A 22,631-nucleotide genomic window follows, 5' to 3' on the forward strand; every position below is an offset into this window, starting at 1 on the left:
CCCGGGACCGACGCCTTTCTGTTTGCCCGGAACGCCGATAACATGGCGGCGTTGGACCACCGGGGCGTGAGCGCAGGGTCCTGCGCGGAATCGGGCGAAGAGCAGCAGTGATGAATCGACGGCAACTGGGTCTGGGCGCGGCGGCGGCGGCCATCGCGTCGGCAAGCGGGGTCGCCGCGAGGGCGCAGACCCGCGACCCGGCGTCGATTGCCTTCTACGACAGCTTCAACGACCAGCTGGCCCGGCTCCCTGCGACCATCCAGCCCGACGTCCGCGCCTTCTACGAGCTGAACGGCTGGCGGCCGGTGTGGACGTCAGAGCGTCTCCAGGCCCTGCGCGGCGCGGCCGGCCGCGCCGAACGCCACGGCCTGTCGCAGGGCGACTTCTTCGACTTCGACGCCCTCGCCTCCGTTCCGGCGGCGGCCGAGATGCGCACCACGGCCGCCGCGCTCGGCTATGGCCGCGTCCTGGCCGAGGGCCGGGTTCGGCCCGAGACCGTCGAAGACCTGTGGGAGATGCAGAAGAACCGCGTCGACCTGCCCGTCGGGTTGAACGACGCCCTGGCCCAGAACCGGCTGGTGGACTGGTTCGAGGCGCTGGCCCCGACCGACATCGGCTATTCCAACCTGTCGGCCGGCTATGTGCGCTATCGCCGGATGATCCGCGACGGCCGCGGCTGGCCGACCTTCCAGACCGGTCCGACCATCGAGCCGGAAACCAGCGACCCCCGCATTCCCGTCCTGATCCAGCGCCTGGTCGCCGAGGGCGATCTGTCCGCCGCCGACGGCGCCCGCCTCGCGTCGGCCGGAACCTTCTATGGTCCCGAACTGATCGAGGCCGTGAAGGGCTTCCAGGTCCGGCACGGCCTGGGTTCGGACGGCCGCATCGGCACGGGCACCCAGCGCTCGCTCTCGGCCTCGGCCGAGGACCGCGCCCGCCAGATCGCGCTGAACCTCGAACGCCGCCGCTGGCTGAAGCGCGACCTCGCCCCGGAGCGGATCGAGGTCAACACCGCCGCCGCCATCATGGTCTACTGGAAGGACGGCAAGCCGGTTCACTCCAACCGCGTCGTCGTCGGCTCGCCGGACAACCAGACCCCCAGCCTCGAAAAGCAGTTCGCCTCGGTCGTGGCCAATCCGCCTTGGTACGTCCCGGCCTCGATCGCCCGAAACGAGATCCTGCCGCGCGGACCGGGCTATCTTGCCAGCCAGAACATGTTCATCACCGAGTCCGGCACGGTCGTGCAACGCGCCGGGCCGACGGCGGCGCTCGGCTATGTGAAGTTCGAACTGCGCGACAGCTACGCCATCTTCCTGCACGACACGCCGGCCAAGGCCGTCTTCAACCTGGCCATGCGCCAGCGCAGCCACGGCTGCGTCCGGGTCCAGGGCGCCGTCGAATTCGCCCGCCTGCTGCTGTCGCCCGATCCCTCGCTGCTGGCCCAGTTCGACGCGGCCCAGGACAGCCGCGAGACCAAACGCATCCAGACGGGCCGCGAGATCACCGTGCGCCTGCTCTACTGGACGGCGTTCGTCGACGGTCAGGGCCGGGTCGCCTTCCGCGAGGACGTCTACGGCCGCGACGACAAGCTGGCCGAGGCCCTCGGCATCGCCGTCAGCCTGCCCAAGCCCGTGGACGACGGCCGCAACGTCGCCAACGACGTCGGCCCGTAGAGGCCTAGTTCCGGAACGCCGCGGCCAGCCGGTCCAGCTGGCTCTGCACCGGATTGACCGCCTCTTCCTCGGGCCCGTCCAGATACATGCGGCGGTCGAGGTGCAGCACGCGGTCGTACAGCTTCTCGGCCCGGACGACGTATTCGATCAGGGCGATCGGCAGTTCGGGATGCGTCGGCTCGGCCTCGATCTTGCGCTCGGCCAGCCGGTAGCGCGCGTCGCAGGCGGCCGCGGCCGTCATGTCGCCCTCGCGCACCGCCCGCTGGACCAGCAGCCACGAGGCGATCTGCATCAGCCGCGTGGTCAGCTTCATGCTCTCGCCGGCGTAGGCCAGGGCCGTGGCCCGCGACAGCAGCTTGGATTCCCGCCGCCCGTCGCCGTCCAGATAGGCGGCGGTCTCCTCGACCAGTTCCATGCCCTCGCGGAAGGTGCGGTCGAACAGCTCCGACCGCGCGAAGTCGTCGACCACCGCCGCGCGATTGCGTCCGCCGGGCGTGGGAATGTTGAGGTCGTCGCTGGGCATCAACTCGGTCAGACTCATGTGGCAGGCGCATCCGTATCACGACCGGCACGGTTTCGCGCGGTGTCTGAGCCGTCTGCAACGGCCATGCCAACAGGCTGATTCAGGAGCGGAAGTTGAACATGGCGTCGGCCGCGTTGCGCTGCGACGACTTGCCGTCGATGGCCGCCTTCGACCGCGCGATCTCCGCCTCGAGCCCGGCGATGCGCTGTTTGAGGTCCTCGACCGAATAGCCGTCCAGATCCTCGCGCGTCAGGGCGATCAGGGGCGCGCCCCGCGCCGGACGGGGCTCCAGATCCTCGAACATCGCCGCCTCCTTCTTGGCCAATCCACGGGCAAGCGCCTATCTGAACGCCCGGACAGGGACGATTGCAAGAACGGGGAGCCGATGCGGGCTGTCGAAATCACCGGCGGATCAGGTCCCGCGGAAGCGCTCGCGCTCGTCGAAAGGCCCGATCCTGTCGCCGGCCCGGGCCAGATCCGCATCCGGGTGCGCGCCGCCGGGATCAACCGCCCCGACCTGCTGCAGCGGCAGGGCCGCTATCCCCCTCCGCCCGGCGCATCGGACGTCCTCGGCCTCGAGGTCGCCGGCGAGGTGGACCAGATCGGCCCGGGCGCCGCCCGCTGGGCCGTCGGCGATCGCGTCTGCGCCCTGCTGGGCGGCGGTGGCTATGCAGGCTACGCGGTGGTCGACGCCCGCCACGCCCTGCCCGTTCCCGACGGCCTTGACCTCGTTCAGGCGGCGGCGCTGCCCGAGACCGTCTGCACCGTCTTCGCCAACGTCTTCGAGGCCGGCGCCCTGAAGACCGGCGAGACGCTGCTGATCCACGGCGCCACCAGCGGCATCGGCGTCACCGCCATCCAGATGGCCCGGGCGGCCGGTGCGCGGGTGATCGCCACCTCGCGCGGGCCGGACAAGGCGAAGGCCGCCACGGCGCTCGGGGCGGACCTGAGCCTCGACGCCCGGTCCGACGATCTGGAGGCGGCCATCACCGCCTTCGGCGGCGTCGACGTGGTGCTGGACATGGTCGGCGCCGAATACGCCGCCCTGCATCAGAGGGTGCTGAAGCCGCTCGGCCGCTGGGTGGTCATCGCCACCCTTTCGGGATCGTTGGCGCAGGTCGACCTGGCCCGGCTGATGATGAAGCGCATCGTCCTGACCGGCTCGACCCTGCGGGCCCGTCCGGCGGACGAGAAGGCGCGTCTGATCGCGGCGGTGGAGGCGACCGCCTGGCCCTGGGTCGCGGCGGGGCGGGTGCGGCCGCCGGTCGAGGCGACCTTCCCTCTTGAACAGGCGTCGGCCGCCCACCTCAGGCTTGAGGCGGGCGACCACGTCGGCAAGATCGTGCTGACGGCCTGACTACCCGCGTCCGCCGCGGCCCACGGGCCGAAGGGAGGAAATGCGGTCGTTCATGCCCCAACGCTGCAGGTTCGCCACGTCGTCACGGAACGTCTGGCACTGGCCGCGGAAATAGGCGTCGGTGCAGGCCACCCACTCGCCGCGAAACTCCATCGAGCTGATGGCGTCGTTGAAGCCGCTGTTCTGCAGGTTCGGCACGGCGCCCTGGAAGCGGGTGCTGGCGCCGCGGAAATTCGAGTCGCGGTAGACCGTGATGGAGCCGCGGCCGCCACCCCAGCCGCCGTCTCCGCCGCCGCCCGGCCGGTCCTCCCACGTCCCGCGATGCGGGCCGCAGGCCAGCAGGCCGTTGTCGTTGCGGATCTCATAGTCGGAACAGCGGTTCAGCTCGATCGAGGTGCCGCGGATGTTTCCGCGCCGGTCGCGGCAGTCGGCGTACAGCCGCCCGCGGTTGACGTACTCGCCGCTGCAGGTGTCGCGATAGTCGCCGCGCGGCGCCACGCGCTCCTGACCGCCGCCGTAGGGGGCGGCTTCCTGAAGGGGGCCGGACATCATCGTCATGGCGGCAAGGGTTTCGATCAGCATGGGTCCCTCCCATCGGGTTTCATCGACGCACAACGCGTCTGTGGAACCACTGTTCAGCAGGCTGGATGAACCTTGGCTGTACGACGTTGTCGGCTTTCGTTTTCTTTTGCCGCGAATGGGCCTATATCGACGGCATACGCGCCCGGCCGAAAGGTCGGGCGCCGTCGTATCCGGAACCCGCCAGGCCTCGTGTTGGGGCGGGCCAAAAACAGAAGCAAAGACGCTCATGACCGACATCCTGATGCCCAAGGCCACCGCGGTCTGGCTGGTCGACAACACCTCCCTCACCTTCGAGCAGATCGCCGACTTCTGCGGCCTGCATCCGCTGGAAGTGCGCGGCATCGCCGACGGCGACGTGGCCCGCGACATCCGGGGCGCCGATCCGCTGGTCAACGGCCAGCTGACCCGCGAGGAGCTGGACAAGGCCCAGAACGACGAAAACTACCGCATGCAGGCCGTGGTGAGCCGCCACGCCGAACTGATGAAGAGCCACAAGCCGGCGCCGAAATACACGCCGGTGTCGCGCCGCCAGGACCGTCCGGACGCCATCGCCTGGTTCGTACGCAACCACCCCGAGGTGACCGACGCCCAGATCGCCAAACTCTTGGGCACGACCAAGTCGACCATCGAGAGCGTGCGCAACCGCACCCACTGGAACAGCGCCAACATCAAGCCGGTCGACCCGGTGACGCTGGGACTTGTCGGCCAGCTGGCCCTCGACGAACTGGTCAAGAAGGCCGCCGACAAGAAGGCCCGCGACGACGCGAAGAAGGGCGGCGCCACCCTGCAGCCGGTCGACGCGCCCGAGCCCGCCGAGCCGGAGTTCGTGCCGGAGGCCCGCGAGCGCCGCGGGGCCGAGCCGACCGCCGAATCGGTCTTCGGCAAGAAGGACTGACGAAAAACGGCCCCGGAGCGCCTCTCCGGGGCCGTCGTTTCTTTCGGGAGGCGGTAGCTAGTGGGCCCGCGCCTCCAGACTGGTGATCTGTTCCTTGAGCCGGAGCTTCTGCTGCTTGAGCTCCCTTACGCGAAGCGAGTCCGTGGCCGGGTGGATCATCTCGCGCCGGATGGTCTCATCCAGGGTGCGGTGACGGTTTCCCAGTTCGCGGATACGAGCTTCGATGGTCATGGCTTGCGCCTCCATGTCTAAGGGACCACTAGATTGAGCGCCCGGCTTGACCGGCTGTGGAATCACTTTCCGGTGAGGCCGCCGGCCGTCCGGACCCGCCGACCGTGGACCCGAATATGGCCGATGATGTGAACGGAGCCGTACGCGCCTCGCTTCTCCGACTTGTCGTCGGGATTTCCGGGGCGTCGGGCGCGGCCTACGGGGTGCGGACGCTGGACGCGTTGCGCGACCTGGGCGTCGAAAGCCACCTCGTCGTCACCCGCGCCGCCCTGCTGACCCTGTCGCAGGAGACCGAGCTGTCGGCCGACGACCTGATGGGCCGCGCCGACGTGACGCACCGGCTGAACGACGTCGGCGCCTCGATCGCCTCGGGCTCGTTCCGCACCATGGGCATGATCGTCGCCCCCTGCTCGGTCCGCACCATGAGCGAGATCGCCACCGGCGTGACCTCGACCCTGCTGACCCGCGCCGCCGACGTGGTGCTCAAGGAGCGCCGGCCGCTGGTGCTGATGGTGCGCGAGACGCCTCTGCACCTGGGGCATCTGCGCACCATGACCGCCCTCACCGAGATGGGGGCGATCATCGCGCCGCCCCTGCCCGCCCTCTACGCCCGGCCCGCCTCGATCGAGGCGATGATCGACCAGTCCGTGGGCCGCGCCCTGGACCTGTTCGGCCTGGAATGGTCCGGCGTGAAGCGCTGGGCCGGCCTGAAGCCCGCCACAAGCGAATGAGCCCCGCCGACCGGCTGTGGGACTGGGCGGTGCGGGCCTACACCTCCGAAGGCGTCAGCGAGGCCTGCCTGCACCTCCAAGACGCCGCCGGCCAGAACGTGCCGCTGCTGCTGTGGGCCGCCTGGGCCGCCAACACGGGGCGCAATCCGGACGCCGACGTCCTGGAGGCCGCCTGCGATGTCGCGCGGGCCTGGCAGGAGGCGGCCATCGCGCCGCTGAGAGCCGTCCGGCGCACGCTCAAGGGCCGCAATCCTGATCTGGACGACGCCGACCGGGAGGCGGTGCGGGCCCAGGTCAAGGCCGTCGAACTGGAGGCGGAGCGCCGGCTGCTCACCGCGCTGGAGGCGCTGTCGCCGCCGCCGGAGGACGCACGCCGACCGGTGCTGGACGCCCTCGTCGCCGTCGCCCGGCAGTGGTCGCCGATGACGCCGCGGGCGGGGCTGGTCCAGCTCGCCGAACGGCTTCCGGCCTGAGCCGACGCAGGCTATAAGCCCGCCTCCGGGGCCATACGATGAACGACGACGATCCGTTTCTGAGCGAGGAAGAGCTGGCGCTGCACGCCCGGCTCAAGGAACTGCGCCAAGAGCACGCCGACCTCGACGCATCGATCGAGGCCCTGTCGCGGATGCCGCTTCCGGACCAGCTGACCATAGCGCGCCTGAAGCGCAAGAAGCTGACCCTGCGGGACGAGATCGTGAAGATCGAGGCCATCGTCCTCCCCGACATCATCGCCTGAGAATTAGCGGCCCTTCTTTCGCACCCACATGGCGGCGTCGGCCTCGGCCAGCCAGACCTCCGGGTCGGTGTGGGCGGCGAAGGCGCGGACTCCGAAGGAGCCGCCGAGACCGGCCGAGCGGCCCTCCCATTCGAACGGCGTCGTCTCAAGCGCCTCGGCCAGCCGCCGGGCCTTCTCCCGGCCCTCGTCGAGGCCGGCGTTGAGCATCAGCAGGCCGAACTCGTCGCCGCCCAGCCGCCCGACGGCGTCGGACTCGCGCAGGTTGGCCCGCATCATCTCGGCCACATGGACGAGAGCCGCGTCGCCGGCGGCGTGGCCCAGACTGTCGTTGACGCCCTTGAAGCCGTCGAGGTCGAGGTAGAGCAGCACTGCCGGCACCTCATGGCGCTGGCAGAAGGCCATGGCGCTCTTCATCGCCGCCACGAAGCCGCGCCGGTTCAGCGCCGGGGTCAGCACGTCGTGATCCGCCGCCGCCTCGGCCGCCTCGGCGCGGCGGCGCAGGGCCTCGACCTCGGCGCGGAGGCGCTCGATCTCGGCGATGGGATCAATGACGGCCGCGTCGGTCACAGAAGAAAAGGGCTCCCCGGCCGGCGACTCACTCGGTTCCGGCGCATGTTCAGCCTAACGCCGTCGGTTGCGGGCGCAACGCGAGTCCTGTATCGCGCCGCTTTCCCGCGAAAGTGCTCAGCATGGCGACTCAGACACCGCCAAGGACTCCGCCGGTGGCGATCATCATGGGCAGCCGTTCCGACTGGCCGACCATGAAGCACGCCGCCGACGCGCTGGACCGGCTGGGCGTGACCTGGGAGGCCAAGGTCGTCAGCGCGCACCGCACGCCGCAACGCCTGTTCGACTTCGCCACCGGCGCGAAGGCCGCGGGCTACAAGGTGATCATCGCTGGCGCCGGGGGCGCCGCCCACCTGCCGGGCATGGCCGCCTCGATGACCGAACTGCCGGTGCTGGGCGTGCCGGTCGAATCGAAGGCGCTCAAGGGCATGGACAGCCTGCTGTCGATCGCCCAGATGCCCGGCGGCGTCCCCGTGGCCACCCTCGCGATCGGCGAGGCGGGGGCGAAGAACGCCGGCATCCTCGCGGCGCAGATCCTGGCCCTGTCGGACGAGACCCTGGCCGGGCGGCTGACCGCCTTCCGCGAGGCCCAGACCGAGGCGGTCCACGAGACGGTCGAGGACTGAGTGACCACGCTTCCGCTGCCCCCCGGATCGACCCTCGGCATACTCGGCGGCGGCCAGCTGGGGCGGATGCTCAGCCAGGCGGCGTCGCGGCTGGGCTTCAACGTCGTCATCCTCGATCCCGAAGAGAACAGCCCGGCCGGGCGCGTATCCCAGGGGCAGATCGTCGCCGCCTACGACAACGCCACCGCGCTGGGCGTTCTGGGCCAGACCTGCGCCGCGGTGACGTTCGAATTCGAGAATGTTCCGGCCGCCTCGGTGGCCCGGCTGGCCGAAGGCGGCGCCCTCGTCTCCCCCGGTCCCAAGGCGCTGGCCGTGGCCCAGGACAGGGTCGACGAGAAGACCTTCCTCAACGGCGTCGGCGCGACCACCGTGGACTTCGTCCCGGTCGACAGCCTCGACGACCTGCTGGCGGGGCTGGAGCGCCTTGGAGCCCCCGCCCTGCTGAAGACGCGCCGCGAGGGCTATGACGGCAAGGGTCAGGTCTGGATCCGCTCGCCGAAGATGGCCGCTGACGCCTGGAACGCGATCGGCGGGCGGCCCGCCATTCTGGAGGCGAAGGCCGACTTCGCCCGCGAGCTGTCGGTGATCGCCGCGCGGGGCCGCGACGGACGGATCGCCGTCTATCCGCTGGGCGAGAACACTCACAAGGGCGGGGTGCTGAAGACCACGGTCGCCCCCGCCGCCGTCGATGCGAAGACGGAAAAGCGGGCGAAGGCCGTCGCCCGGGCGGTGCTCGAGGGTCTGGACTACGTCGGGGTGCTCGGCGTCGAGCTGTTCGACCTCGGGAACGGCAGGCTGCTGGTCAACGAGATCGCGCCGCGGGTCCACAACACCGGCCACTGGACCCAGGACGGCTGCGTCTGCGACCAGTTCGAGCAGCACATCCGCGCCATCGCCGGCTGGCCCCTGGGTCCGACCGCCGCCCACGCCCGGGTGGAGATGACCAATCTGCTCGGCGACGAGGTCGATCAGTGGAGGGCCCTGTCCGCCCGCCCCGACGCCCGCCTCCACCTCTACGGCAAGGCCGAGGCCCGCCCCGGCCGCAAGATGGGCCATGTGAACCGGGTGAGATCTCTTTAATTTCCGCCCATCCCGGCGAAAGCCGGGATGGGCGGGCTATTGGGGAGCCTTCGCCCCGTATCTCATCCGGCTCAGCACGTCCGTCACCTTCCGCAGCGGCGCGTCGAAATCCTTGCCGGCCTTCCACTTCTCGAAGGTCATGACGTTGTCGATGCGGCGGGCGACGAAGGCGTCGGCGGCGTCCTTGCCGTCGAACCAGCGCATGGTCAGGGCCGGGATCAGGATGCCCGACAGGATCGCCCGCTTGGAATAGTGGTTCCAGTCCGTGGCCGTGTCGCCCGCCCAGTTCCACAGCAGGTCGGCGGTCTCCCAAGCCAGCTTCAGGCCCAGGTCGGCGTTGGTGGGCAGGGCCAGGAAGGCGGCGCAGCGGCGCGTGGCCTCCAGATCGTCAGCCCCCGCCTCCATGCGGGCGGAGACGGCCCGGGCGATTCGCTCGCGGATCTTCAGCGTCTTCGGATCGATCCCGGCCAGCGAGGCCAGCGCCCAGTCGTCATGGCGGCGCGACAGCAGGGCGGCCAGATCCCGCGCCCCGTTGGGAAACAGCAGCTCCTCGTCCCCCTGCGACAGGCCCTCGGCCTCGCAGGCGGCGCGCACCATGCGGCCGTTCCAGCCCAGCGCCGGCGCGCGCGCGACGGCGGCGTCCAGCACCCTCTGCTCCATGCGGTCGGCCCAATCGGCTTTGGGAGCCTCTCCCCCCGGGGGGTCGTTCGACAGGTGTGGCGCCTCGGTCATGGGGGCAGCATAAGCCCGTCTGGCGGGCGTTTCGAGCCTTCACATCTTGCCGCGACGATCTGGACAGAGCGGGGCCGCTCGTGTATCAGCCCGCCTTCACTCGCGGACCCCCGTCTGGCGAGGATGAGATTTATTTGTCTGCCCGTCTCCCTCACAGGACGCGGCGGGCGGCCAAAGGAGAGTTCAACCTGGTACAGATTTTCGTTCGCGATAATAACGTCGATCAAGCGCTGAAGGCCCTCAAGAAGAAGATGCAGCGCGAAGGCAGCTTCCGCGAGATGAAGCGCCACGTGCACTACGAGAAGCCCTCGGAGAAGCGTGCCCGCCAGAAGGCCGAGGCCGTGCGCCGCGCCCGCAAGCTGGCCCGCAAGCGCGCCCAGCGCGAAGGCCTGCTGCCGCCGCCGAAGCCCCGCGTCCCGGGCGCCGGTCCGGCCCGCGGCTAAAGCCGACGTTCCGAACAGAGATCAGAAAGGCCGCTCCGGGCAAACCGGAGCGGCCTTTTTCCTGTCTTCCGTCGCCGATTCACGCCGTTCGCCGCGCCCGTTATGCTGCGCATCCCCGTAGCGAAGACCTGGGAGGCGCTGATGGCTCGCTGGACGCTGACGATCTCATCCCTCTACCTGGCCGTGATCGGCCTGGCGCTGATGTTCGCCCCGCTGAAGTTCGGCGTCGGGGCCGTGCCGGCGGACGCCTCGCCGGCGCTCCTCGCCCTGCTGAGGCTGCTGGGCGGGCCGTTCCTCGGCATCGCGGCGCTGAACGCCCTGTCGCGCAGCGCCCCGGCCGGGGACTGGCTGCGCGCCGTGCTCATCGCCAACGCCATCGGCTTCGGGGCGGTCGCGCTCAACGACGTCCACGGCGTGGCGACGGGCGAGGCGCGGGACCTGGCCCGGGTGTTCGTGGTCGTCCACCTCGCCTTCGCCCTCGCCTTTCTGACGGCGCTGGTCCGCGGCCGGCGCCCCGCCTCCGCCGCGGACGCCTGACCGTCGAAGGCGGCGGCGGCGGCCTACCGTCCCCGGCCGATCGCCGCGCCGAACGCCTTCCAGCTCAGCTTCACGTCGGACAGCGCCCCGGCCCGGAAGGCCCGGCCGGCGACCCACACCATCAGCAGGGCGAAGGCGAACATGCCGGCCATGGAGGCCGCCAGCTCGATCATCGGCGGATCGGACGGCAGGCGGGCCATCATCAGGAACGGCGTGAAGAAGGGGATCCACGACAGGATCTTCACCGCCGGCGCGTCGGGCGAGGTCATGGCCATCGTCATGGTCATGATCGGGATGACCAGCACCATCATGATCGGCCCCATCAGGGTCTGGGCGTCGCGCGGGGTCTCGCAGAAGGCTCCGATGGCGGCGAACAGGACCGCGTACATCAGATAGCCGCCGACCATGAAGGCGGCGAACCAGACCAGCATCCCGCCGGACAGCAGGATGTCGCCGACCATGGCCGCCTGTTCCGGCGCGAACGACGCCAGCCCCGCGGCGCCGATGACGCCCCAGCCCAGCAGCACGGTGACGGTCAGCAGGGCCACCCCCAGCACCTTGCCGGTCAGGATCTCCGTCGCCGACGCCGACGACAGCAGCACCTCGAGGATCTTGTTCGACTTCTCCTCCATCACGCTGTTCAGCAGGATCGAGGCGCCGGTGATGATCAGCGACCACAGCAGGAAGCCGCCCGCCATGCCGATGATGGCCGGGAGCTTGTCGCGCAGGGACACCTCGCCGCCGCTGGCGGACTTCGGCGAGAAGACGCCGATGGTCGGGCGGAATTTCTCGGTTTCCTCGACCACCGAAGGATCGATGCCGGCGCTCTCGAACACGACCTTGCGGTTGGCGGCGCGGAGGGCGTCGCGGATGAAGTCCTCGACCGCGTCGTCGGTGGCGCGCGCCGTCCAGACGCGAGCCGCCGGGCCGTTGGCGTCCCGGTCGAGGAAGACCACGGCGTCCAGACGGCGATCCTTCGGCGTCTCGTCGGTCAGGAAGCGGCGCACGGCGGCGTCGCGCGCCGGTCCCGGGGCGGCGGCGAGGATTTCGGGCGGCGTCCCGACGATGCGCAGGCGCTGCCGCGACAGCGAGGCCAGGGCCCCCTGGGCGGCGCCGGCCCCGGCGGCCTGGGTTCCGGTCGTCTCGGCCGCCTTCTCCATGGCGAGGCGCTGACGCTCGCGCTGGCGTTCGGCGTCGCGGCGCAGGGCGTCCTGGACGGAGGCGGCGAGGCCGGTGGCCCGCGAGCCGTCCTCGATGATCGCGACCGCGCGGACCGGCTCGGACGACTTGATCAGGATGGGGACGGCGCCGCCGACGAGGGCGAACAGCGGAAACGCCAGCAGCGACAGCCAGAAGCCGACGGTCTTGGCGTAGGCGGCGAACTCGCGCCGGGCGATCAGCAGGGTGCGGTTCATCGGGCGGCCTCCGCGGCTTTGACGGACTGATCCTGATCCGGGTTGTCGCCGGTCAGGCCGATGAAGGCGTCGTGCAGGCTGGGCTCGCGCAGTTCGAAGCGACGCACGTCCAGGCCGTTCAGGAAGGCGGCCTTGAGGGCGTCCTGCCCCCGCACCCCGGCGGCCAGCGCCGCCTTGAGCACGCGCACGCCGTCGGCCTCCGAGACCACCTCGACGGCGCTGACGCCGGGCAAACCCGCCGCCTGTTCGGGCGCGATGGCGCCCTCCAGTTCGAGGAAGCGCGGCGTGGTCGCCCGGGCCTCGGCGACCGTGCCCTCGAACGCCTTCCGGCCGCGGGCCAGCAGCACCACCTTGTCGCACAGCCGTTCGGCGTGCTGCATCACGTGGGTCGAGAACAGCACGGTGGCCCCGTCGGCGGCGAGGCCGCGGATCATCGCCTCCAGCCCCTGCTGATTGACCGGGTCGAGACCCGAGAACGGCTCGTCGAGGATCACGAACTCCGGCCGGTGCACCACCGAGGCGATCAGCTGCACCTTCTGGGACATGCCCTTGGACAGCTCCTTCATCTTCTTGCGCTTGGCGTCGCCCAGCCCCTGGGCGTCGAGCATCTCGCGGGCGCGGCGGCGGCCCTCGCCGGTCGGCAGGCCCTTCAGCGCGCCGAAGAAGGCGATGGCGTCCACCGGCGTCATCTTCTTGTAGAGGCCCCGCTCTTCCGGGAGGAAGCCGATCCGGTCGCGCACCTTGCGGCCGTCGTCGGCGCCCAGAATGGTGATCCGGCCCGCGCTCGCCGGCTGCAGGCCGAGGATCATGCGGATGGTCGAGGTCTTGCCCGCGCCGTTCGGGCCGAGGAAGCCGCAGATCGAGCCCTTCTCGACCTGGAAGCTCAGGTCGCGCACGGCCTGGAAATCGCCGTAGCGCTTGCTGACCCCGTCAAGCGTCAATGCCGCCGTCATATGCCCTCCACCGGATACCGGTCTCCGGCGACATTGGTAGGTCTGTAAAGGACGTTTGACAACACCGCCGCGCCTCGCCGCCGTGCCTTTGTCATGAATTCCGTGTCATGTTCGGCGGATAGAGTCGGCGAGCCGGCCGAAAATCCGAATGCGCCCGATGCCGTACGAATTCCCGCCCTCGCCCGTCGCGCCGCCCGTCGGCTCCCGCCTGTGGACGGCCGGGGCCAGCGCCGGCGTCGCGGTGGTGGTGCTGCTGGGCCTGGCCGTGCTGCATCGGGAGATCGCCGGACCGCTGCTGGCGGGAGCGGCGCTGGTGGCGCTGACCGCCTGGGCCTTGAACCGCAGGTCCGGGCCCGCGCCGGCGCGCGGCGCGGTCAAGGCCGCCCGCGCGGCGGACCCGGCCCGGCCGGCCGCGGACCGGGCCCTGCTGGACGATCTATTCGAGGCCCTGACCGACCCCGTGCTGGTGGTCTCCGGAGGCGAGGCCGACGACATGGCGAGCCGGCGCGTGATACTCGCCAACGCCGCCGCGCGGGAGTTGTTGCGGATTCCCCGCGAGGGGGCGCTGCTGGTATCGGCCGTGCGCGATCCGGCGGTGCTGGAGGCGGTCGACGAGGCGTTGTTCGGCGGGGTCGAGCGATCCACGGACTACGCCGGCGTCGGGGCGCAGACGCGGCACTGGCGGGCGCTGACCCGGCCCCTGCCGTCCGCCGACGGACGACCCCTCGCCCTGACGATGCTGCGGGACGAGACCGACGTCCGGCGCATGGAAATGATGCGTGTCGACTTCCTCGCCAACGCCAGCCACGAGCTGCGCACCCCGCTGGCCTCGCTGTCGGGCTTCATCGAGACGCTGAAGGGCCACGCCCGCGACGACCCGAGGGCGCGCGACAAATTCCTCGACATCATGGCGGCGCAGGCCGAGCGGATGGGACGTCTGGTGGCCGATCTGCTGTCGCTGAGCCGGATCGAGCTGAACGAGCACGTCCCGCCGGCCGGCCGGGTCGATCTGGCGCGGGCGGCCTCGGACGTGATCGACGCCGTCAGCGTTCTGTCGGCCGAGCGCCAGGTGCGGGTGGTGCTGCAGGACCGGACGGGCAGCGCGCCCGTGCACGGCGACCGCGACGAGATCGTTCAGGTGATCCAGAACCTCGTCGACAACGCCATCAAATACTCCGCGGCCGGAGATACGGTCGAGGTCGTCATCCAGTCCGCGGTGACGCTGGATCAGGCCTCGGCTCCATGGTCGGGCGGCAACCGCGGCGACGGGGCCACACGCCTGCCGCTGGTGACGCCGGACCGCGAACCGGGCCTGCTCTACGCCGCCGTCACGGTGCGCGACCGCGGCCCGGGCATGGCGCGCGAGCACCTGCCGCGGCTGACGGAACGCTTCTACCGCGTCGAGGGTCAGAAGAGCGGCGAACGCTCGGGCACGGGCCTGGGCCTCGCCATCGTCAAACACATCGTCAACCGCCACCGCGGCGGCCTGACGGTGGAAAGCGCGCCTGGCCAGGGCGCCGTGTTCACGGCCTACTTCCCCGTCGCCGCGCCGAAAGGCTCCCCGGAAAGTCTGTGACAGCGGCGCCCCGGCGGGCTGATCGCCGTTACAGAACTGTCACGCAGTCGTCTTAATCCGCTGACCATTCGCGGGCAGGTTCCGCCCCGCGGACGACCGGGCGACCGGCGCGTCCTGATTCACCGGTTCCGGACCCGCATGACCTGGCTCTACCTGCCGATCCTGATCGTCGCAGCCGCGGCCGCCTATACGGGCGGCCGGGCCTTGGCGCGCCGGCGTCATCAGGGGATCAAGGCCCACTCGCGGCCGGGCCAGCACGGGGCCTACGCCCTGATCTGGAGCCTGGTCCCCGCGCTGGCGGTGCTGATCGGCGCGGCCGTCCTGGCGCCCTCCCTCGGAGCCGGCGCGGCGGCCGCGGGCGCGGCGCTGGCGGCCGTGCTCGGCGCCCTCTTCGCCTTCAGCCGGATCCGGCCCGGACTGCGGGCGCGCAACCGGGTCGAGGGCTGGATCGTCGGCCTGCTGTTCGCCAGTTCGGTCATCGCCATCCTGACCACCGTCGGCATCATCGCCTCGCTGGTGTTCGACTCCCTGCGCTTCTTCGCCTCGGTGCCGGTCGGCGAGTTCCTGTTCGGAACCCAGTGGAGCCCCCAGACCGCCATCCGCGCCGATCAGGTCGGATCCAGCGGCGCGTTCGGCGCGCTACCCCTGTTCGCGGGCACCTTCCTGATCATGTTCATCGCCATGACGGTCGCCGCGCCGGTCGGCCTGTTCGCGGCCATCTATCTGTCCGAGTACGCGGGGCCGGTGTTCCGGGCGACGGTCAAGCCGGTGCTGGAGATTCTCGCCGGGGTGCCGACCGTCGTCTATGGCTTCTTCGCCGCCCTGACCGTGGGTCCGGCCTTCCGCGAGTTCTTCAACGGCATCGGCGCCCAGCTGGTCGGCGGGCCGCTGGACGGGCTCGGCCAGTATCTGATGCTGGTCCAGAACCAGATGGCGCTCGTCGCCGGCGGGGTGATGGGGATCATGCTGATCCCGTTCGTCAGCTCCCTGTCGGACGACATCATCAACGCCGTGCCGCAGAGCCTGCGCGACGGTTCCTACGCCATGGGCGCGACGAAGTCCGAGACGGTGACGCGGGTGCTGCTGCCCGCCGCCCTGCCGGGCGTGGCCGGGGCCATGCTGCTGGCCATGTCGCGCGCCATCGGCGAGACCATGATCGTCACCATGGCCGCCGGCCTGGCCGCGAAACTGACCTTCAATCCGCTCGACACCGTGACCACGGTCACCGTCCAGATCGTGACCCTGCTGACCGGCGACCAGGAATTCGACAGCCCCAAGACGCTGGCGGCCTTCGGACTCGGCCTGACGCTGTTCCTGATCACCCTGGGCCTGAACATCATCGCCCAGCGCATCGTCCACACCTATCGGCAGCAGTATGACTGACGCGGTCCTTCCCCAGCCCGCCGCCCCGCCCGCCGGCGCGCCCGGCCGCGTCGACCGGATGCGCACCGGCCTGAAGCGCCGCTATGCGCGCGAGCGGCGCTTCAAGCTGTACGGCCTGCTGGCCATCGGCGTCGCCGTGGGCTTCCTGCTGCTGCTGCTCGGCCGGATCGTCGAGCAGGGCCATACGGCCTTCTACGCCCACACGGTGACCGTGCCGGTCTACATGGACCCCGCCCGCGTCGACCGGGCCTATCCGCAGGGGACCAATTTCGAGCTTCTGGCCGCCGAGCAGGCGCTGGCGCGCCTGGGCCTCGCCGACGATGCCGAGGGCACGAAGTCCCAGGCCATGCGCGGCCTGTTCTCGTCGGAACTGAAATTCATCGCCGCCGATCGCGTGCAGCGCCAGCCGGAGCTGATCGGCCGGACCGTGCCGATCGCCGCGCCCCTGTCGGACGACGCCGATCTCTACTTCAAGGGCGAGATATCGCTCGACACCCCGGCCGAACAGCGCCGCCTGTCCGACGAGCAGATCGGCTGGCTGGAGCGGATGCGCGCAGAAGGGCAGATCGAGAGTCACTTCAACAGCGCCCTGTTCACCAAGGGAGACTCGACCGAACCCGAACTGGCCGGCGTGCTCGGCGCCGTGATCGGCTCGGCCCTGATGTTGCTGGTCACCGCCGTCATCGCCATTCCGCTGGGCGTGGGCGCGGCGCTCTACCTCGAGGAGTTCGCGCCCAAGGGGCGGCTGACCAACCTGATCGAGGTCAACATCAACAACCTGGCCGCCGTGCCGTCGATCATCTACGGCCTGCTCGGCCTGGCCCTGTTCATCAACTGGATGCACCTGCCGCGCGCCAGCCCGCTGGTCGGGGGACTGGTGCTGGCCCTGATGGCCCTGCCGACCATCATCATCGCCACCCGCTCGTCGCTGAAGGCTGTGCCGCCCTCGATCCGTCAGGCGGCGCTGGCCGTGGGCGCGTCGCGGACGCAGACCGTGTTCCAGCATACCCTGCCTCTGGCCATGCCCGGCGTGATGACCGGCGCCATCATCTCCATGGCCCACGCCCTGGGCGAGACCGCCCCCCTGCTGCTGATCGGCATGGTCAGTTTCGTCCCCGGCGTGCCGCACGGCCTGACCGAGCCCACCGGCGCCCTGCCCTCGCTGGTCTACATCTGGGAAAACGCCTCGGAGCGCGCGTTCCACGAGCGCACCGCCGCGGCCATCCTCGTCCTCCTCGCCTTCATGGTCGTCATGAACGCCGCCGCCGTCGTCCTGCGGCGCCGTTTCGAACGCCGGTGGTAATGAAATGAAATTCAAGTTGTTTCGAGCTCCTGACGGAACCCAGGGCGGCGCGCCGGCCGAGGCTGAGGTGATTGCCCGCCCCGCCGTCCTGCACAGCGCCGACCCAAACGCGCCGGTCAAGATCGCCGCCCGCGACGTGTCCGTCTTCTATGGCGGCAAACAGGCGCTGTTCGATGTCTCGATGGACATCGCCGACAAGACGGTGACGGCGCTGATCGGCCCGTCGGGCTGCGGCAAGTCGACCTTCCTGCGGACCATGAACCGCATGAACGACACCATCCCCGGCGCCCGCGTCGCCGGCCGGATCGAGATCGACGGCGAGGACGTCAACGCCCGGTCGGTCGACCCGGTGCTGCTGCGCGCCCGCGTCGGCATGGTGTTCCAGAAGCCGAATCCCTTCCCCAAGACCATCTATGAGAACGTTGCCTACGGACCGCGCATCCACGGCCTCGCCGAGGGCAAGGCCGAGCTCGACGGCATCGTCGAGGCGTCGCTGAAGCGGGCCGGCCTGTGGGACGAGGTCGCCGACCGCCTGCACTCGCCCGGCACCGGCCTGTCCGGCGGCCAGCAGCAGCGGCTGGTCATCGCCCGCGCCATCGCGGTCGAGCCGGAGGTCATCCTGATGGACGAGCCCTGCTCGGCGCTGGACCCCATCGCCACGGCGCGGATCGAGGAGCTGATCGACGAACTGCGCGAACGCTACTGCATCGTCATCGTCACCCACTCCATGGCCCAGGCCGCCCGGGTCAGCCAGCGCACCGCCTTCTTCCATCTCGGCCGGCTGGTCGAGATGGGCGACACCGAGGACATCTTCACCAACCCGCGCGAGCGGCGCACGCTCGACTACATCACCGGCCGCTTCGGCTAGGACCCGCCCATGACCGAGCACATCGTCAAAGCCTATGGCGACGAACTGGACCAACTGACCGCCGAGGTGGCCCGTATGGGCGGCCTCGCCGAGGCCCAGGTCGCCGACGCCATCGAATCCGTCGCCCGCCGCGACGTGGCCCTCGGCCGCGCCGTGATCGAGCGCGACCACAAGCTGGACGCCCTGCACCGCGAGATCGAGAAGAAGGCCATCCGCCTGATCGCCCTGCGCCAGCCGGTCGCCTCCGATCTGCGCCGCACCCTCGCGGCCATGAAACTGGCCACCGACCTCGAACGCACCGGCGATCTGGGCAAGAACATCGCCAAGCGCGGCCTGGTCCTGGCCGAGGGCGAGCCGATGCAGCCGCTGACCCGCTCGATCGAGCGGATGGGCAAGCTCGTCTCCACCCGTCTGCGCGACGTGCTCGACGCCTACGCCGCCGGCGAGATCGACCGCGCGGTCGCCGTCTGGAACACCGACGACGAGGTCGACGAGCACTACAACGCCCTGTTCCGCGAGCTGCTGACCTACATGATGGGCGATCCGCGCACGATCGGCGCCTGCACCCACCTGCTGTTCATGGCCAAGAACCTCGAGCGGATCGGCGACCACGCCACCAACATCGCCGAGACCATCTATTACGAGGTCACCGGCCAGGAGTTCACCGGCGAACGCCCGCGCTGGCATCCCGACGTCGCCGAAGACACCTCGGAACCGCCGCCGTCCGCCTGATTTCCGGAGAACCGCCGTGCAACCCTATGTTCTGGTGATGGAAGACGAGGACGCCCTGGCGACCCTCGTCCAGTACAATCTCGAGAAGGAAGGCTACCGCGTCGTCGTCGCCTCCGACGGCGAGGAGGGCATGCTGCAGATCGAGGAGCGGATGCCCGACCTGGTGCTGCTGGACTGGATGCTGCCGAAACTCTCCGGCATCGAGGTCTGCCGGCGCATCCGCGGCAAGGCCGAGACCCGCAACCTGCCGATCATCATGGTCACCGCCCGCGCCGAGGAAACGGACCGCGTGCGCGGCCTCGACACCGGCGCCGACGACTATATGACCAAGCCCTTCTCGATGGTCGAGCTGAACGCCCGCATCCGCGCCGTCCTGCGCCGCATCCGTCCGGGGCTGGCCGACGACCGGCTGAACCACGGCGACATCGTCATCGACCGGGTGGCCCACCGCGTCCGCCGGGCCGGTCAGGAAATCCACCTCGGCCCCACCGAATTCCGCCTGCTGGACCATCTGATGCAGCACCCCGGCCGCGTCTTCAGCCGTGAACAGCTGCTGGACGCCGTCTGGGGCTCGGACGTCTATGTCGAGGCCCGCACGGTCGACGTCCACGTCGGCCGCCTGCGCAAGGCCCTGAACCTCGAGGGCACCGTCAACCCGATCCGCACCGTCCGCTCGGCGGGCTATTCGCTGGATCTGGGCGGCTAGGCCGCCGGCCGGCATGGCGAAGGGGCGGCCGGGCGGCCGCCCCTTCTGTGGGTTCAACGCGTCGGACGGCGCCTATCTGACGCCGATCGGATCGGCGTTGCCGTCCGGGTCCCCGGCGACCGCGCCGCCGTTGCGGACCGCCCCGGCCAGCAGCAGGCCGGCGAGGTGGGGCGTGGCCATCGAGGTGCCGCTGATGGTGTTGTACCCCGCGTCCTTCCAGGTCGATTTGATCGACGAGCCCGGCTCCGCGTAGTCGATCGGCGGATTGCCGAAGTTCGAGTACGACGCCCACCGGTCGCCGACCGCGAAGGCCGAGACGGTGTAGACGTTCGGACCGTTCGCCCGGGCGGGCGAGTGGTTGTTGGCGTTGTCGCTCTCGTTGCCGGCCGCGAGGGCGAAGCGAACCCCGCCCGAGGCGGCCGAGACGACCGCGGAGTCCAGCGCCTGGCTGACGCCGCCGCCCAGGCTCATGTTGGCGACGTCGCCGGCGCGGCCGTACTGGGCCACGTAGTCGACGCCGGCGATGACGCCCGAGGTGGTGCCGCTGCCGCGCCGATCCAGCACGCGGACCGAAACCACCGGGGCTCCCGGGGCGACCCCGATCACGCCGATGGTGTTGTCCAGCGCGGCGATGGTCCCCGCGACATGGGTGCCGTGGCCGTTCAGGTCGTCCGGCGAGCTGTCGTTGGAGAGGAAGCTGCGGCTGCGCGCCACGTCGACCCGCAGATCCGGGTGGTCGAGGTCGACGCCCGAGTCGATCACCCACGCCGTGGCGAACGTGCCGGCGGCGCCGCCGTTGACGCGCGCGATGCCCCACGGGGTCTCCTGGGCCGGCTGAACGCCGCCGCCGCCGCCCGGACGGGCTTCGGCCCTGACCGGCGGAATCGAGAATACGCGGTCCTGCTCGCAATAGGCGATGTTGGGGTTGGACGCCGTGACGCGCTCGAGCGCCTGCGGCGGCAGATCGGCCGCGAAGCCCTGGATGGCCACGCTGTAGACGTGCTTCACCCGGCCACCGCCGGCCTGGGCCGCCCGGTTGGCTTCCGCCTGGGCGTTCCCGCGAGACACCGTGCCCTTCTTGAAGACGCAGACGTAGCTGCCCGGAACCACATCCCCGGCAACCTGGGCCTGGGCCGGAACGGCCAGGGCCAGCAGTGAAACACTCGCAATACCTAGAACTGTAAGTTTCAACACATCAACTCCCTCTAACGTTGTGAATACGGTCAAGCTCGCCGGTCACAACTGGGATGATGCTATGAACAACTTTTCGCCTTGTCGACGAAAAGTTCGCGCCACAATAAGAATATTATCCGCCGATTTGCAGTATACTTACGGCGAGCCGATACACGACGAAGCAATACGCTTCGCGCGTCTGAGTAGAGTGGGACAGATCTATTGAACTCGGACTACTGCGTCGCCGGCGTCTCACTGGTCAGGAGGCGCGCGTCGGGCTGGGCTTCAAATCGGCGGTGCCGAACGATGCGCGGGGTGATGATGATGTAGAGCTCGGTCTTCGACCGGGTCGAGCGGTCGACACGGAACAGATTCCCCAGCACCGGAACGTCGCCGAGCAGGGGCACCCTGGAGGTGGTGGTGAGCGTATTCTCCTGCGTCAGACCGCCGATGACGAAGGTCTCGCCGTCCCGGACGGAGGCCGAGGTTTCGGCTTCGCGCTGGCTGATGGTCGGATAGCCCTGCGAGAATCCCGTCACCGACGAGACCACGCAGTAGATTTGCGACGTCACAAAGCCGTCGGAGCTGACCCGCGGCGCGATCTGCAGGGTCACCCCGACATTCACATACTGGACCTGCTGCGACACGGCGTTGACGCCGGACAGGGCGATAGACGTCAGGATCGGCAGGGCGTCGCCGGTGATGATCTTGGCCGTCGCTCCGCTTTGCGCGGCGATGCGGGGGCGCGAGACGATCCGCCCCTCGCCGAGTTGCACCTGCGCGTAGATGCTGGCCTGCAAGGCGCCCGAGGGCAGCGTCATCTCGGGATCGAGCCCGAACGGGAGGTTGGACCCGGTCTGCAGGGTTCCAACCGCGATCTGACCCGCCGGGTTGTTCAGATCGATGCCCAGATTGCGCACGCCCTGTTCGGTCAGTTCGACGAACTGGGTCTCGAGGATCACCGAGTCCACCGGGATGTCGATCAGCGCGATCTGCTCCTTCACGCGGGCGATCCGCTCCGGCGTTCCGGTGATCCAGATGGCGTTGAGGCGCCGGTCGATGGCCAGGCCCTGACCCGGAAAGGACTCGCCCAGCGGCACGGCGTCGCGCTGCGCCTGATCGCCGCCGTTGTTGAAATTCTGCTGCGTGTTCGACCCGACGGATCCGAAGCCAGGCTCCCGGCGGATGAAGACGTTGTTGGGCTGGATCGTCTGGCCCTCGATGAGCAGGCCGATCACTTCGCTGACATCGGCGTACCGCAACGGCACGAGCTCCGACGCATCGCCGAAGACGTCGCCGCCCGCCGGGGCGCCCTGGGCATAGGCCGGAAGGTCCGTCGCGGGCACCACCGGTTCGCCGGTCGAGCCCAAGGGGCGGGCCCCCGTGACCTCGTCCTCGCTGATCGTCGTCAGCGTGACCTGGATGCCCCGGTCTCCGGCCGGTTCGATCTTGATGCGCGACGGCTCCGAGGTGTTGAACCCGACGCGCAGATCGCCGTCCGCGGTGTCGAAATTGACCTGTCGCACAAGGCCGTTCGGGAGTCGGGGAAGGGCCACGCGCGGCGCCCGCAGGGTCGAACGCAGCAGCAGTTCGGGCCGTCGCGGGTTGGTGTTCACCGCCGCGGACTGCGGCTCGGCCGGCGAGAAGCGCAGCAGGAAGGCGGCCTGGTCGGCGTCCTGCGTGACCAGCGTCATTTCCTCGAGCACCGACGGCGCCTGAGCCGAGGCCTGGCCGGCGCCGAAGAGCACGCTGACCACCATGAACACACTGGCGGCCCAGCGCAGAAATACCGAACTATACGCTTGCAAA

The 22,631-nt window shown here is 70.0% G+C and carries 26 protein-coding genes; 16 read left to right on the forward strand and 10 right to left on the reverse strand.

Translation table 11 applies throughout. The annotated features are described in order from the left end of the window. The first annotated feature begins 110 nt into the window (after nt 1-110). Nucleotides 111-1,673: a L,D-transpeptidase family protein gene (locus VGD32_RS01130; protein ID WP_331030067.1), complete on the forward strand. Its 1,563-nt coding sequence runs from the start codon at nt 111-113 to the stop codon at nt 1,671-1,673. 4 nt (nt 1,674-1,677) lie between these two features. On the opposite strand, the gene VGD32_RS01135 is transcribed toward VGD32_RS01130, so the two are convergent. Together VGD32_RS01135 and VGD32_RS01140 are read right to left on the reverse strand one after the other, a co-directional pair. Then, nucleotides 1,678-2,196 (reverse strand): DUF1465 family protein, encoded by a 519-nt coding sequence (locus tag VGD32_RS01135; protein ID WP_331030121.1) that lies wholly within the window; start codon nt 2,194-2,196, stop codon nt 1,678-1,680. A 100-nt stretch (nt 2,197-2,296) separates the two neighbouring features. After that, nucleotides 2,297-2,500 carry a DUF1192 domain-containing protein gene (locus VGD32_RS01140; protein WP_324812194.1) on the reverse strand — a complete coding sequence of 68 codons (204 nt, stop codon included), beginning with the start codon at nt 2,498-2,500 and terminating at the stop codon, nt 2,297-2,299. 81 nt (nt 2,501-2,581) lie between these two features. On the opposite strand from VGD32_RS01140, the gene VGD32_RS01145 reads away from it, so the two are divergent. Next, nucleotides 2,582-3,553 carry an NAD(P)H-quinone oxidoreductase gene (locus VGD32_RS01145; RefSeq protein WP_331030068.1) on the forward strand — a complete coding sequence of 324 codons (972 nt, stop codon included), beginning with the start codon at nt 2,582-2,584 and terminating at the stop codon, nt 3,551-3,553. Here the strand turns inward: VGD32_RS01145 and VGD32_RS01150 are convergent, their stop codons facing one another. Continuing rightward, on the reverse strand, nt 3,554-4,135 hold the full coding sequence (locus tag VGD32_RS01150) for a beta/gamma crystallin-related protein (RefSeq protein WP_331030069.1): 582 nt from the start codon (nt 4,133-4,135) through the stop codon (nt 3,554-3,556). A gap of 226 nt (nt 4,136-4,361) precedes the next feature. Here VGD32_RS01150 and VGD32_RS01155 point away from each other — a divergent pair, with 226 nt between their 5' ends. Then, complete coding sequence (locus VGD32_RS01155; protein ID WP_331030070.1) at nt 4,362-5,030, forward strand: DUF1013 domain-containing protein; 669 nt, start codon at nt 4,362-4,364, stop codon at nt 5,028-5,030. 57 nt (nt 5,031-5,087) lie between these two features. Here VGD32_RS01155 and VGD32_RS01160 read toward each other — a convergent pair whose 3' ends face one another. After that, nucleotides 5,088-5,261 (reverse strand): YdcH family protein, encoded by a 174-nt coding sequence (locus VGD32_RS01160; RefSeq protein WP_331030071.1) that lies wholly within the window; start codon nt 5,259-5,261, stop codon nt 5,088-5,090. A gap of 116 nt (nt 5,262-5,377) precedes the next feature. Here VGD32_RS01160 and VGD32_RS01165 point away from each other — a divergent pair, with 116 nt between their 5' ends. The 3 genes from VGD32_RS01165 to VGD32_RS01175 are packed head-to-tail and all read left to right on the forward strand — an operon-like array spanning nt 5,378 to nt 6,728. Beyond that, nucleotides 5,378-5,992 (forward strand): UbiX family flavin prenyltransferase, encoded by a 615-nt coding sequence (locus tag VGD32_RS01165; RefSeq protein ID WP_331030072.1) that lies wholly within the window; start codon nt 5,378-5,380, stop codon nt 5,990-5,992. Next, nucleotides 5,989-6,465, forward strand: coding sequence for a TIGR02444 family protein (locus VGD32_RS01170; protein WP_331030073.1), 477 nt, complete (start codon nt 5,989-5,991; stop codon nt 6,463-6,465). Before VGD32_RS01165 ends, VGD32_RS01170 begins: the two co-directional genes overlap by 4 nt. Nucleotides 6,466-6,503: 38 nt before the next feature. Next, nucleotides 6,504-6,728, forward strand: a complete 225-nt coding sequence (locus tag VGD32_RS01175; RefSeq protein ID WP_331030074.1) for a YdcH family protein — start codon at nt 6,504-6,506, stop codon at nt 6,726-6,728. Nucleotides 6,729-6,731: 3 nt separating this feature from the next. Here the strand turns inward: VGD32_RS01175 and VGD32_RS01180 are convergent, their stop codons facing one another. Further along, nucleotides 6,732-7,295 carry a GGDEF domain-containing protein gene (locus tag VGD32_RS01180; RefSeq protein ID WP_331030075.1) on the reverse strand — a complete coding sequence of 188 codons (564 nt, stop codon included), beginning with the start codon at nt 7,293-7,295 and terminating at the stop codon, nt 6,732-6,734. Between the two features lie 122 nt (nt 7,296-7,417). Between VGD32_RS01180 and purE the strand changes: the two genes are divergently transcribed. Together purE and VGD32_RS01190 are read left to right on the forward strand one after the other, a co-directional pair. After that, nucleotides 7,418-7,921 carry a 5-(carboxyamino)imidazole ribonucleotide mutase gene (gene purE / locus VGD32_RS01185; protein ID WP_331030076.1) on the forward strand — a complete coding sequence of 168 codons (504 nt, stop codon included), beginning with the start codon at nt 7,418-7,420 and terminating at the stop codon, nt 7,919-7,921. Then, nucleotides 7,922-9,001, forward strand: a complete 1,080-nt coding sequence (locus VGD32_RS01190; RefSeq protein ID WP_331030077.1) for a 5-(carboxyamino)imidazole ribonucleotide synthase — start codon at nt 7,922-7,924, stop codon at nt 8,999-9,001. It begins immediately after the preceding gene. 36 nt (nt 9,002-9,037) lie between these two features. On the opposite strand, the gene VGD32_RS01195 is transcribed toward VGD32_RS01190, so the two are convergent. Further along, entirely contained in the window at nt 9,038-9,733 is a 696-nt protein-coding gene (locus VGD32_RS01195; RefSeq protein WP_331030078.1) for a COQ9 family protein, read from the reverse strand. A 188-nt stretch (nt 9,734-9,921) separates the two neighbouring features. Between VGD32_RS01195 and rpsU the strand changes: the two genes are divergently transcribed. Continuing rightward, nucleotides 9,922-10,176, forward strand: coding sequence for a 30S ribosomal protein S21 (gene rpsU, locus VGD32_RS01200; protein ID WP_168049186.1), 255 nt, complete (start codon nt 9,922-9,924; stop codon nt 10,174-10,176). A 141-nt stretch (nt 10,177-10,317) separates the two neighbouring features. Continuing rightward, nucleotides 10,318-10,713: a hypothetical protein gene (locus VGD32_RS01205; RefSeq protein WP_331030079.1), complete on the forward strand. Its 396-nt coding sequence runs from the start codon at nt 10,318-10,320 to the stop codon at nt 10,711-10,713. A 23-nt stretch (nt 10,714-10,736) separates the two neighbouring features. On the opposite strand, the gene VGD32_RS01210 is transcribed toward VGD32_RS01205, so the two are convergent. Both VGD32_RS01210 and VGD32_RS01215 read right to left on the reverse strand, forming a co-directional pair. Beyond that, nucleotides 10,737-12,128, reverse strand: coding sequence for an ABC transporter permease (locus VGD32_RS01210; protein ID WP_331030080.1), 1,392 nt, complete (start codon nt 12,126-12,128; stop codon nt 10,737-10,739). Next, entirely contained in the window at nt 12,125-13,081 is a 957-nt protein-coding gene (locus tag VGD32_RS01215; protein WP_331030081.1) for an ABC transporter ATP-binding protein, read from the reverse strand. Before VGD32_RS01215 ends, VGD32_RS01210 begins: the two co-directional genes overlap by 4 nt. 157 nt (nt 13,082-13,238) lie before the next feature. On the opposite strand from VGD32_RS01215, the gene VGD32_RS01220 reads away from it, so the two are divergent. From VGD32_RS01220 to phoB, 6 genes are all read left to right on the forward strand, one after another. Further along, a complete protein-coding gene (locus tag VGD32_RS01220) occupies nt 13,239-14,657 on the forward strand; it encodes a sensor histidine kinase (protein ID WP_331030122.1) in 1,419 nt (472 codons plus the stop codon). 138 nt (nt 14,658-14,795) lie between these two features. Then, the gene (pstC, locus tag VGD32_RS01225) at nt 14,796-16,040 is read left to right on the forward strand and encodes a phosphate ABC transporter permease subunit PstC (protein WP_331030082.1); all 1,245 of its coding nucleotides are present in this window, start codon (nt 14,796-14,798) and stop codon (nt 16,038-16,040) included. Further along, nucleotides 16,033-17,343 (forward strand): phosphate ABC transporter permease PstA, encoded by a 1,311-nt coding sequence (pstA, locus tag VGD32_RS01230; protein WP_331030083.1) that lies wholly within the window; start codon nt 16,033-16,035, stop codon nt 17,341-17,343. Before pstC ends, pstA begins: the two co-directional genes overlap by 8 nt. 4 nt (nt 17,344-17,347) lie before the next feature. Beyond that, nucleotides 17,348-18,211 (forward strand): phosphate ABC transporter ATP-binding protein PstB, encoded by an 864-nt coding sequence (pstB, locus tag VGD32_RS01235; RefSeq protein WP_331030084.1) that lies wholly within the window; start codon nt 17,348-17,350, stop codon nt 18,209-18,211. A gap of 9 nt (nt 18,212-18,220) precedes the next feature. Continuing rightward, the gene (gene phoU / locus VGD32_RS01240) at nt 18,221-18,943 is read left to right on the forward strand and encodes a phosphate signaling complex protein PhoU (protein ID WP_331030085.1); all 723 of its coding nucleotides are present in this window, start codon (nt 18,221-18,223) and stop codon (nt 18,941-18,943) included. 16 nt (nt 18,944-18,959) lie between these two features. Beyond that, nucleotides 18,960-19,649 carry a phosphate regulon transcriptional regulator PhoB gene (phoB, locus tag VGD32_RS01245; protein ID WP_331030086.1) on the forward strand — a complete coding sequence of 230 codons (690 nt, stop codon included), beginning with the start codon at nt 18,960-18,962 and terminating at the stop codon, nt 19,647-19,649. A 72-nt stretch (nt 19,650-19,721) separates the two neighbouring features. On the opposite strand, the gene VGD32_RS01250 is transcribed toward phoB, so the two are convergent. Together VGD32_RS01250 and VGD32_RS01255 are read right to left on the reverse strand one after the other, a co-directional pair. Next, the gene (locus VGD32_RS01250; protein ID WP_331030087.1) at nt 19,722-20,840 is read right to left on the reverse strand and encodes a S8 family serine peptidase; all 1,119 of its coding nucleotides are present in this window, start codon (nt 20,838-20,840) and stop codon (nt 19,722-19,724) included. Nucleotides 20,841-21,055: 215 nt separating this feature from the next. Beyond that, nucleotides 21,056-22,630 (reverse strand): type II secretion system protein GspD, encoded by a 1,575-nt coding sequence (locus tag VGD32_RS01255; protein WP_331030088.1) that lies wholly within the window; start codon nt 22,628-22,630, stop codon nt 21,056-21,058. Nucleotide 22,631 lies beyond the last annotated feature (1 nt).

This window comes from Brevundimonas sp., from assembly GCF_036402095.1.
Taxonomy (GTDB): Bacteria; Pseudomonadota; Alphaproteobacteria; order Caulobacterales; family Caulobacteraceae; genus Brevundimonas.

Excerpts from the sequence above, each read along its gene's own strand:
- VGD32_RS01215 (WP_331030081.1), bottom strand. The coding sequence starts at position 13,081 with ATGACGGCGGCATTGACGCTTGACGGGGTCAGCAAGCGCTACGGCGAT.
- purE (WP_331030076.1), top strand. The coding sequence starts at position 7,418 with ATGGCGACTCAGACACCGCCAAGGACTCCGCCGGTGGCGATCATCATG.
- VGD32_RS01140 (WP_324812194.1), bottom strand. The coding sequence starts at position 2,500 with ATGTTCGAGGATCTGGAGCCCCGTCCGGCGCGGGGCGCGCCCCTGATC.
- VGD32_RS01145 (WP_331030068.1), top strand. The coding sequence starts at position 2,582 with ATGCGGGCTGTCGAAATCACCGGCGGATCAGGTCCCGCGGAAGCGCTC.
- VGD32_RS01130 (WP_331030067.1), top strand. The coding sequence starts at position 111 with ATGAATCGACGGCAACTGGGTCTGGGCGCGGCGGCGGCGGCCATCGCG.
- VGD32_RS01195 (WP_331030078.1), bottom strand. The coding sequence starts at position 9,733 with ATGACCGAGGCGCCACACCTGTCGAACGACCCCCCGGGGGGAGAGGCT.
- VGD32_RS01135 (WP_331030121.1), bottom strand. The coding sequence starts at position 2,196 with ATGCCCAGCGACGACCTCAACATTCCCACGCCCGGCGGACGCAATCGC.
- pstC (WP_331030082.1), top strand. The coding sequence starts at position 14,796 with ATGACCTGGCTCTACCTGCCGATCCTGATCGTCGCAGCCGCGGCCGCC.
- VGD32_RS01155 (WP_331030070.1), top strand. The coding sequence starts at position 4,362 with ATGACCGACATCCTGATGCCCAAGGCCACCGCGGTCTGGCTGGTCGAC.
- pstB (WP_331030084.1), top strand. The coding sequence starts at position 17,348 with ATGAAATTCAAGTTGTTTCGAGCTCCTGACGGAACCCAGGGCGGCGCG.
- VGD32_RS01160 (WP_331030071.1), bottom strand. The coding sequence starts at position 5,261 with ATGACCATCGAAGCTCGTATCCGCGAACTGGGAAACCGTCACCGCACC.
- VGD32_RS01220 (WP_331030122.1), top strand. The coding sequence starts at position 13,239 with ATGCCGTACGAATTCCCGCCCTCGCCCGTCGCGCCGCCCGTCGGCTCC.
- VGD32_RS01175 (WP_331030074.1), top strand. The coding sequence starts at position 6,504 with ATGAACGACGACGATCCGTTTCTGAGCGAGGAAGAGCTGGCGCTGCAC.
- VGD32_RS01205 (WP_331030079.1), top strand. The coding sequence starts at position 10,318 with ATGGCTCGCTGGACGCTGACGATCTCATCCCTCTACCTGGCCGTGATC.
- VGD32_RS01210 (WP_331030080.1), bottom strand. The coding sequence starts at position 12,128 with ATGAACCGCACCCTGCTGATCGCCCGGCGCGAGTTCGCCGCCTACGCC.
- VGD32_RS01170 (WP_331030073.1), top strand. The coding sequence starts at position 5,989 with ATGAGCCCCGCCGACCGGCTGTGGGACTGGGCGGTGCGGGCCTACACC.
- phoU (WP_331030085.1), top strand. The coding sequence starts at position 18,221 with ATGACCGAGCACATCGTCAAAGCCTATGGCGACGAACTGGACCAACTG.
- pstA (WP_331030083.1), top strand. The coding sequence starts at position 16,033 with ATGACTGACGCGGTCCTTCCCCAGCCCGCCGCCCCGCCCGCCGGCGCG.
- VGD32_RS01165 (WP_331030072.1), top strand. The coding sequence starts at position 5,378 with ATGGCCGATGATGTGAACGGAGCCGTACGCGCCTCGCTTCTCCGACTT.
- VGD32_RS01150 (WP_331030069.1), bottom strand. The coding sequence starts at position 4,135 with ATGCTGATCGAAACCCTTGCCGCCATGACGATGATGTCCGGCCCCCTT.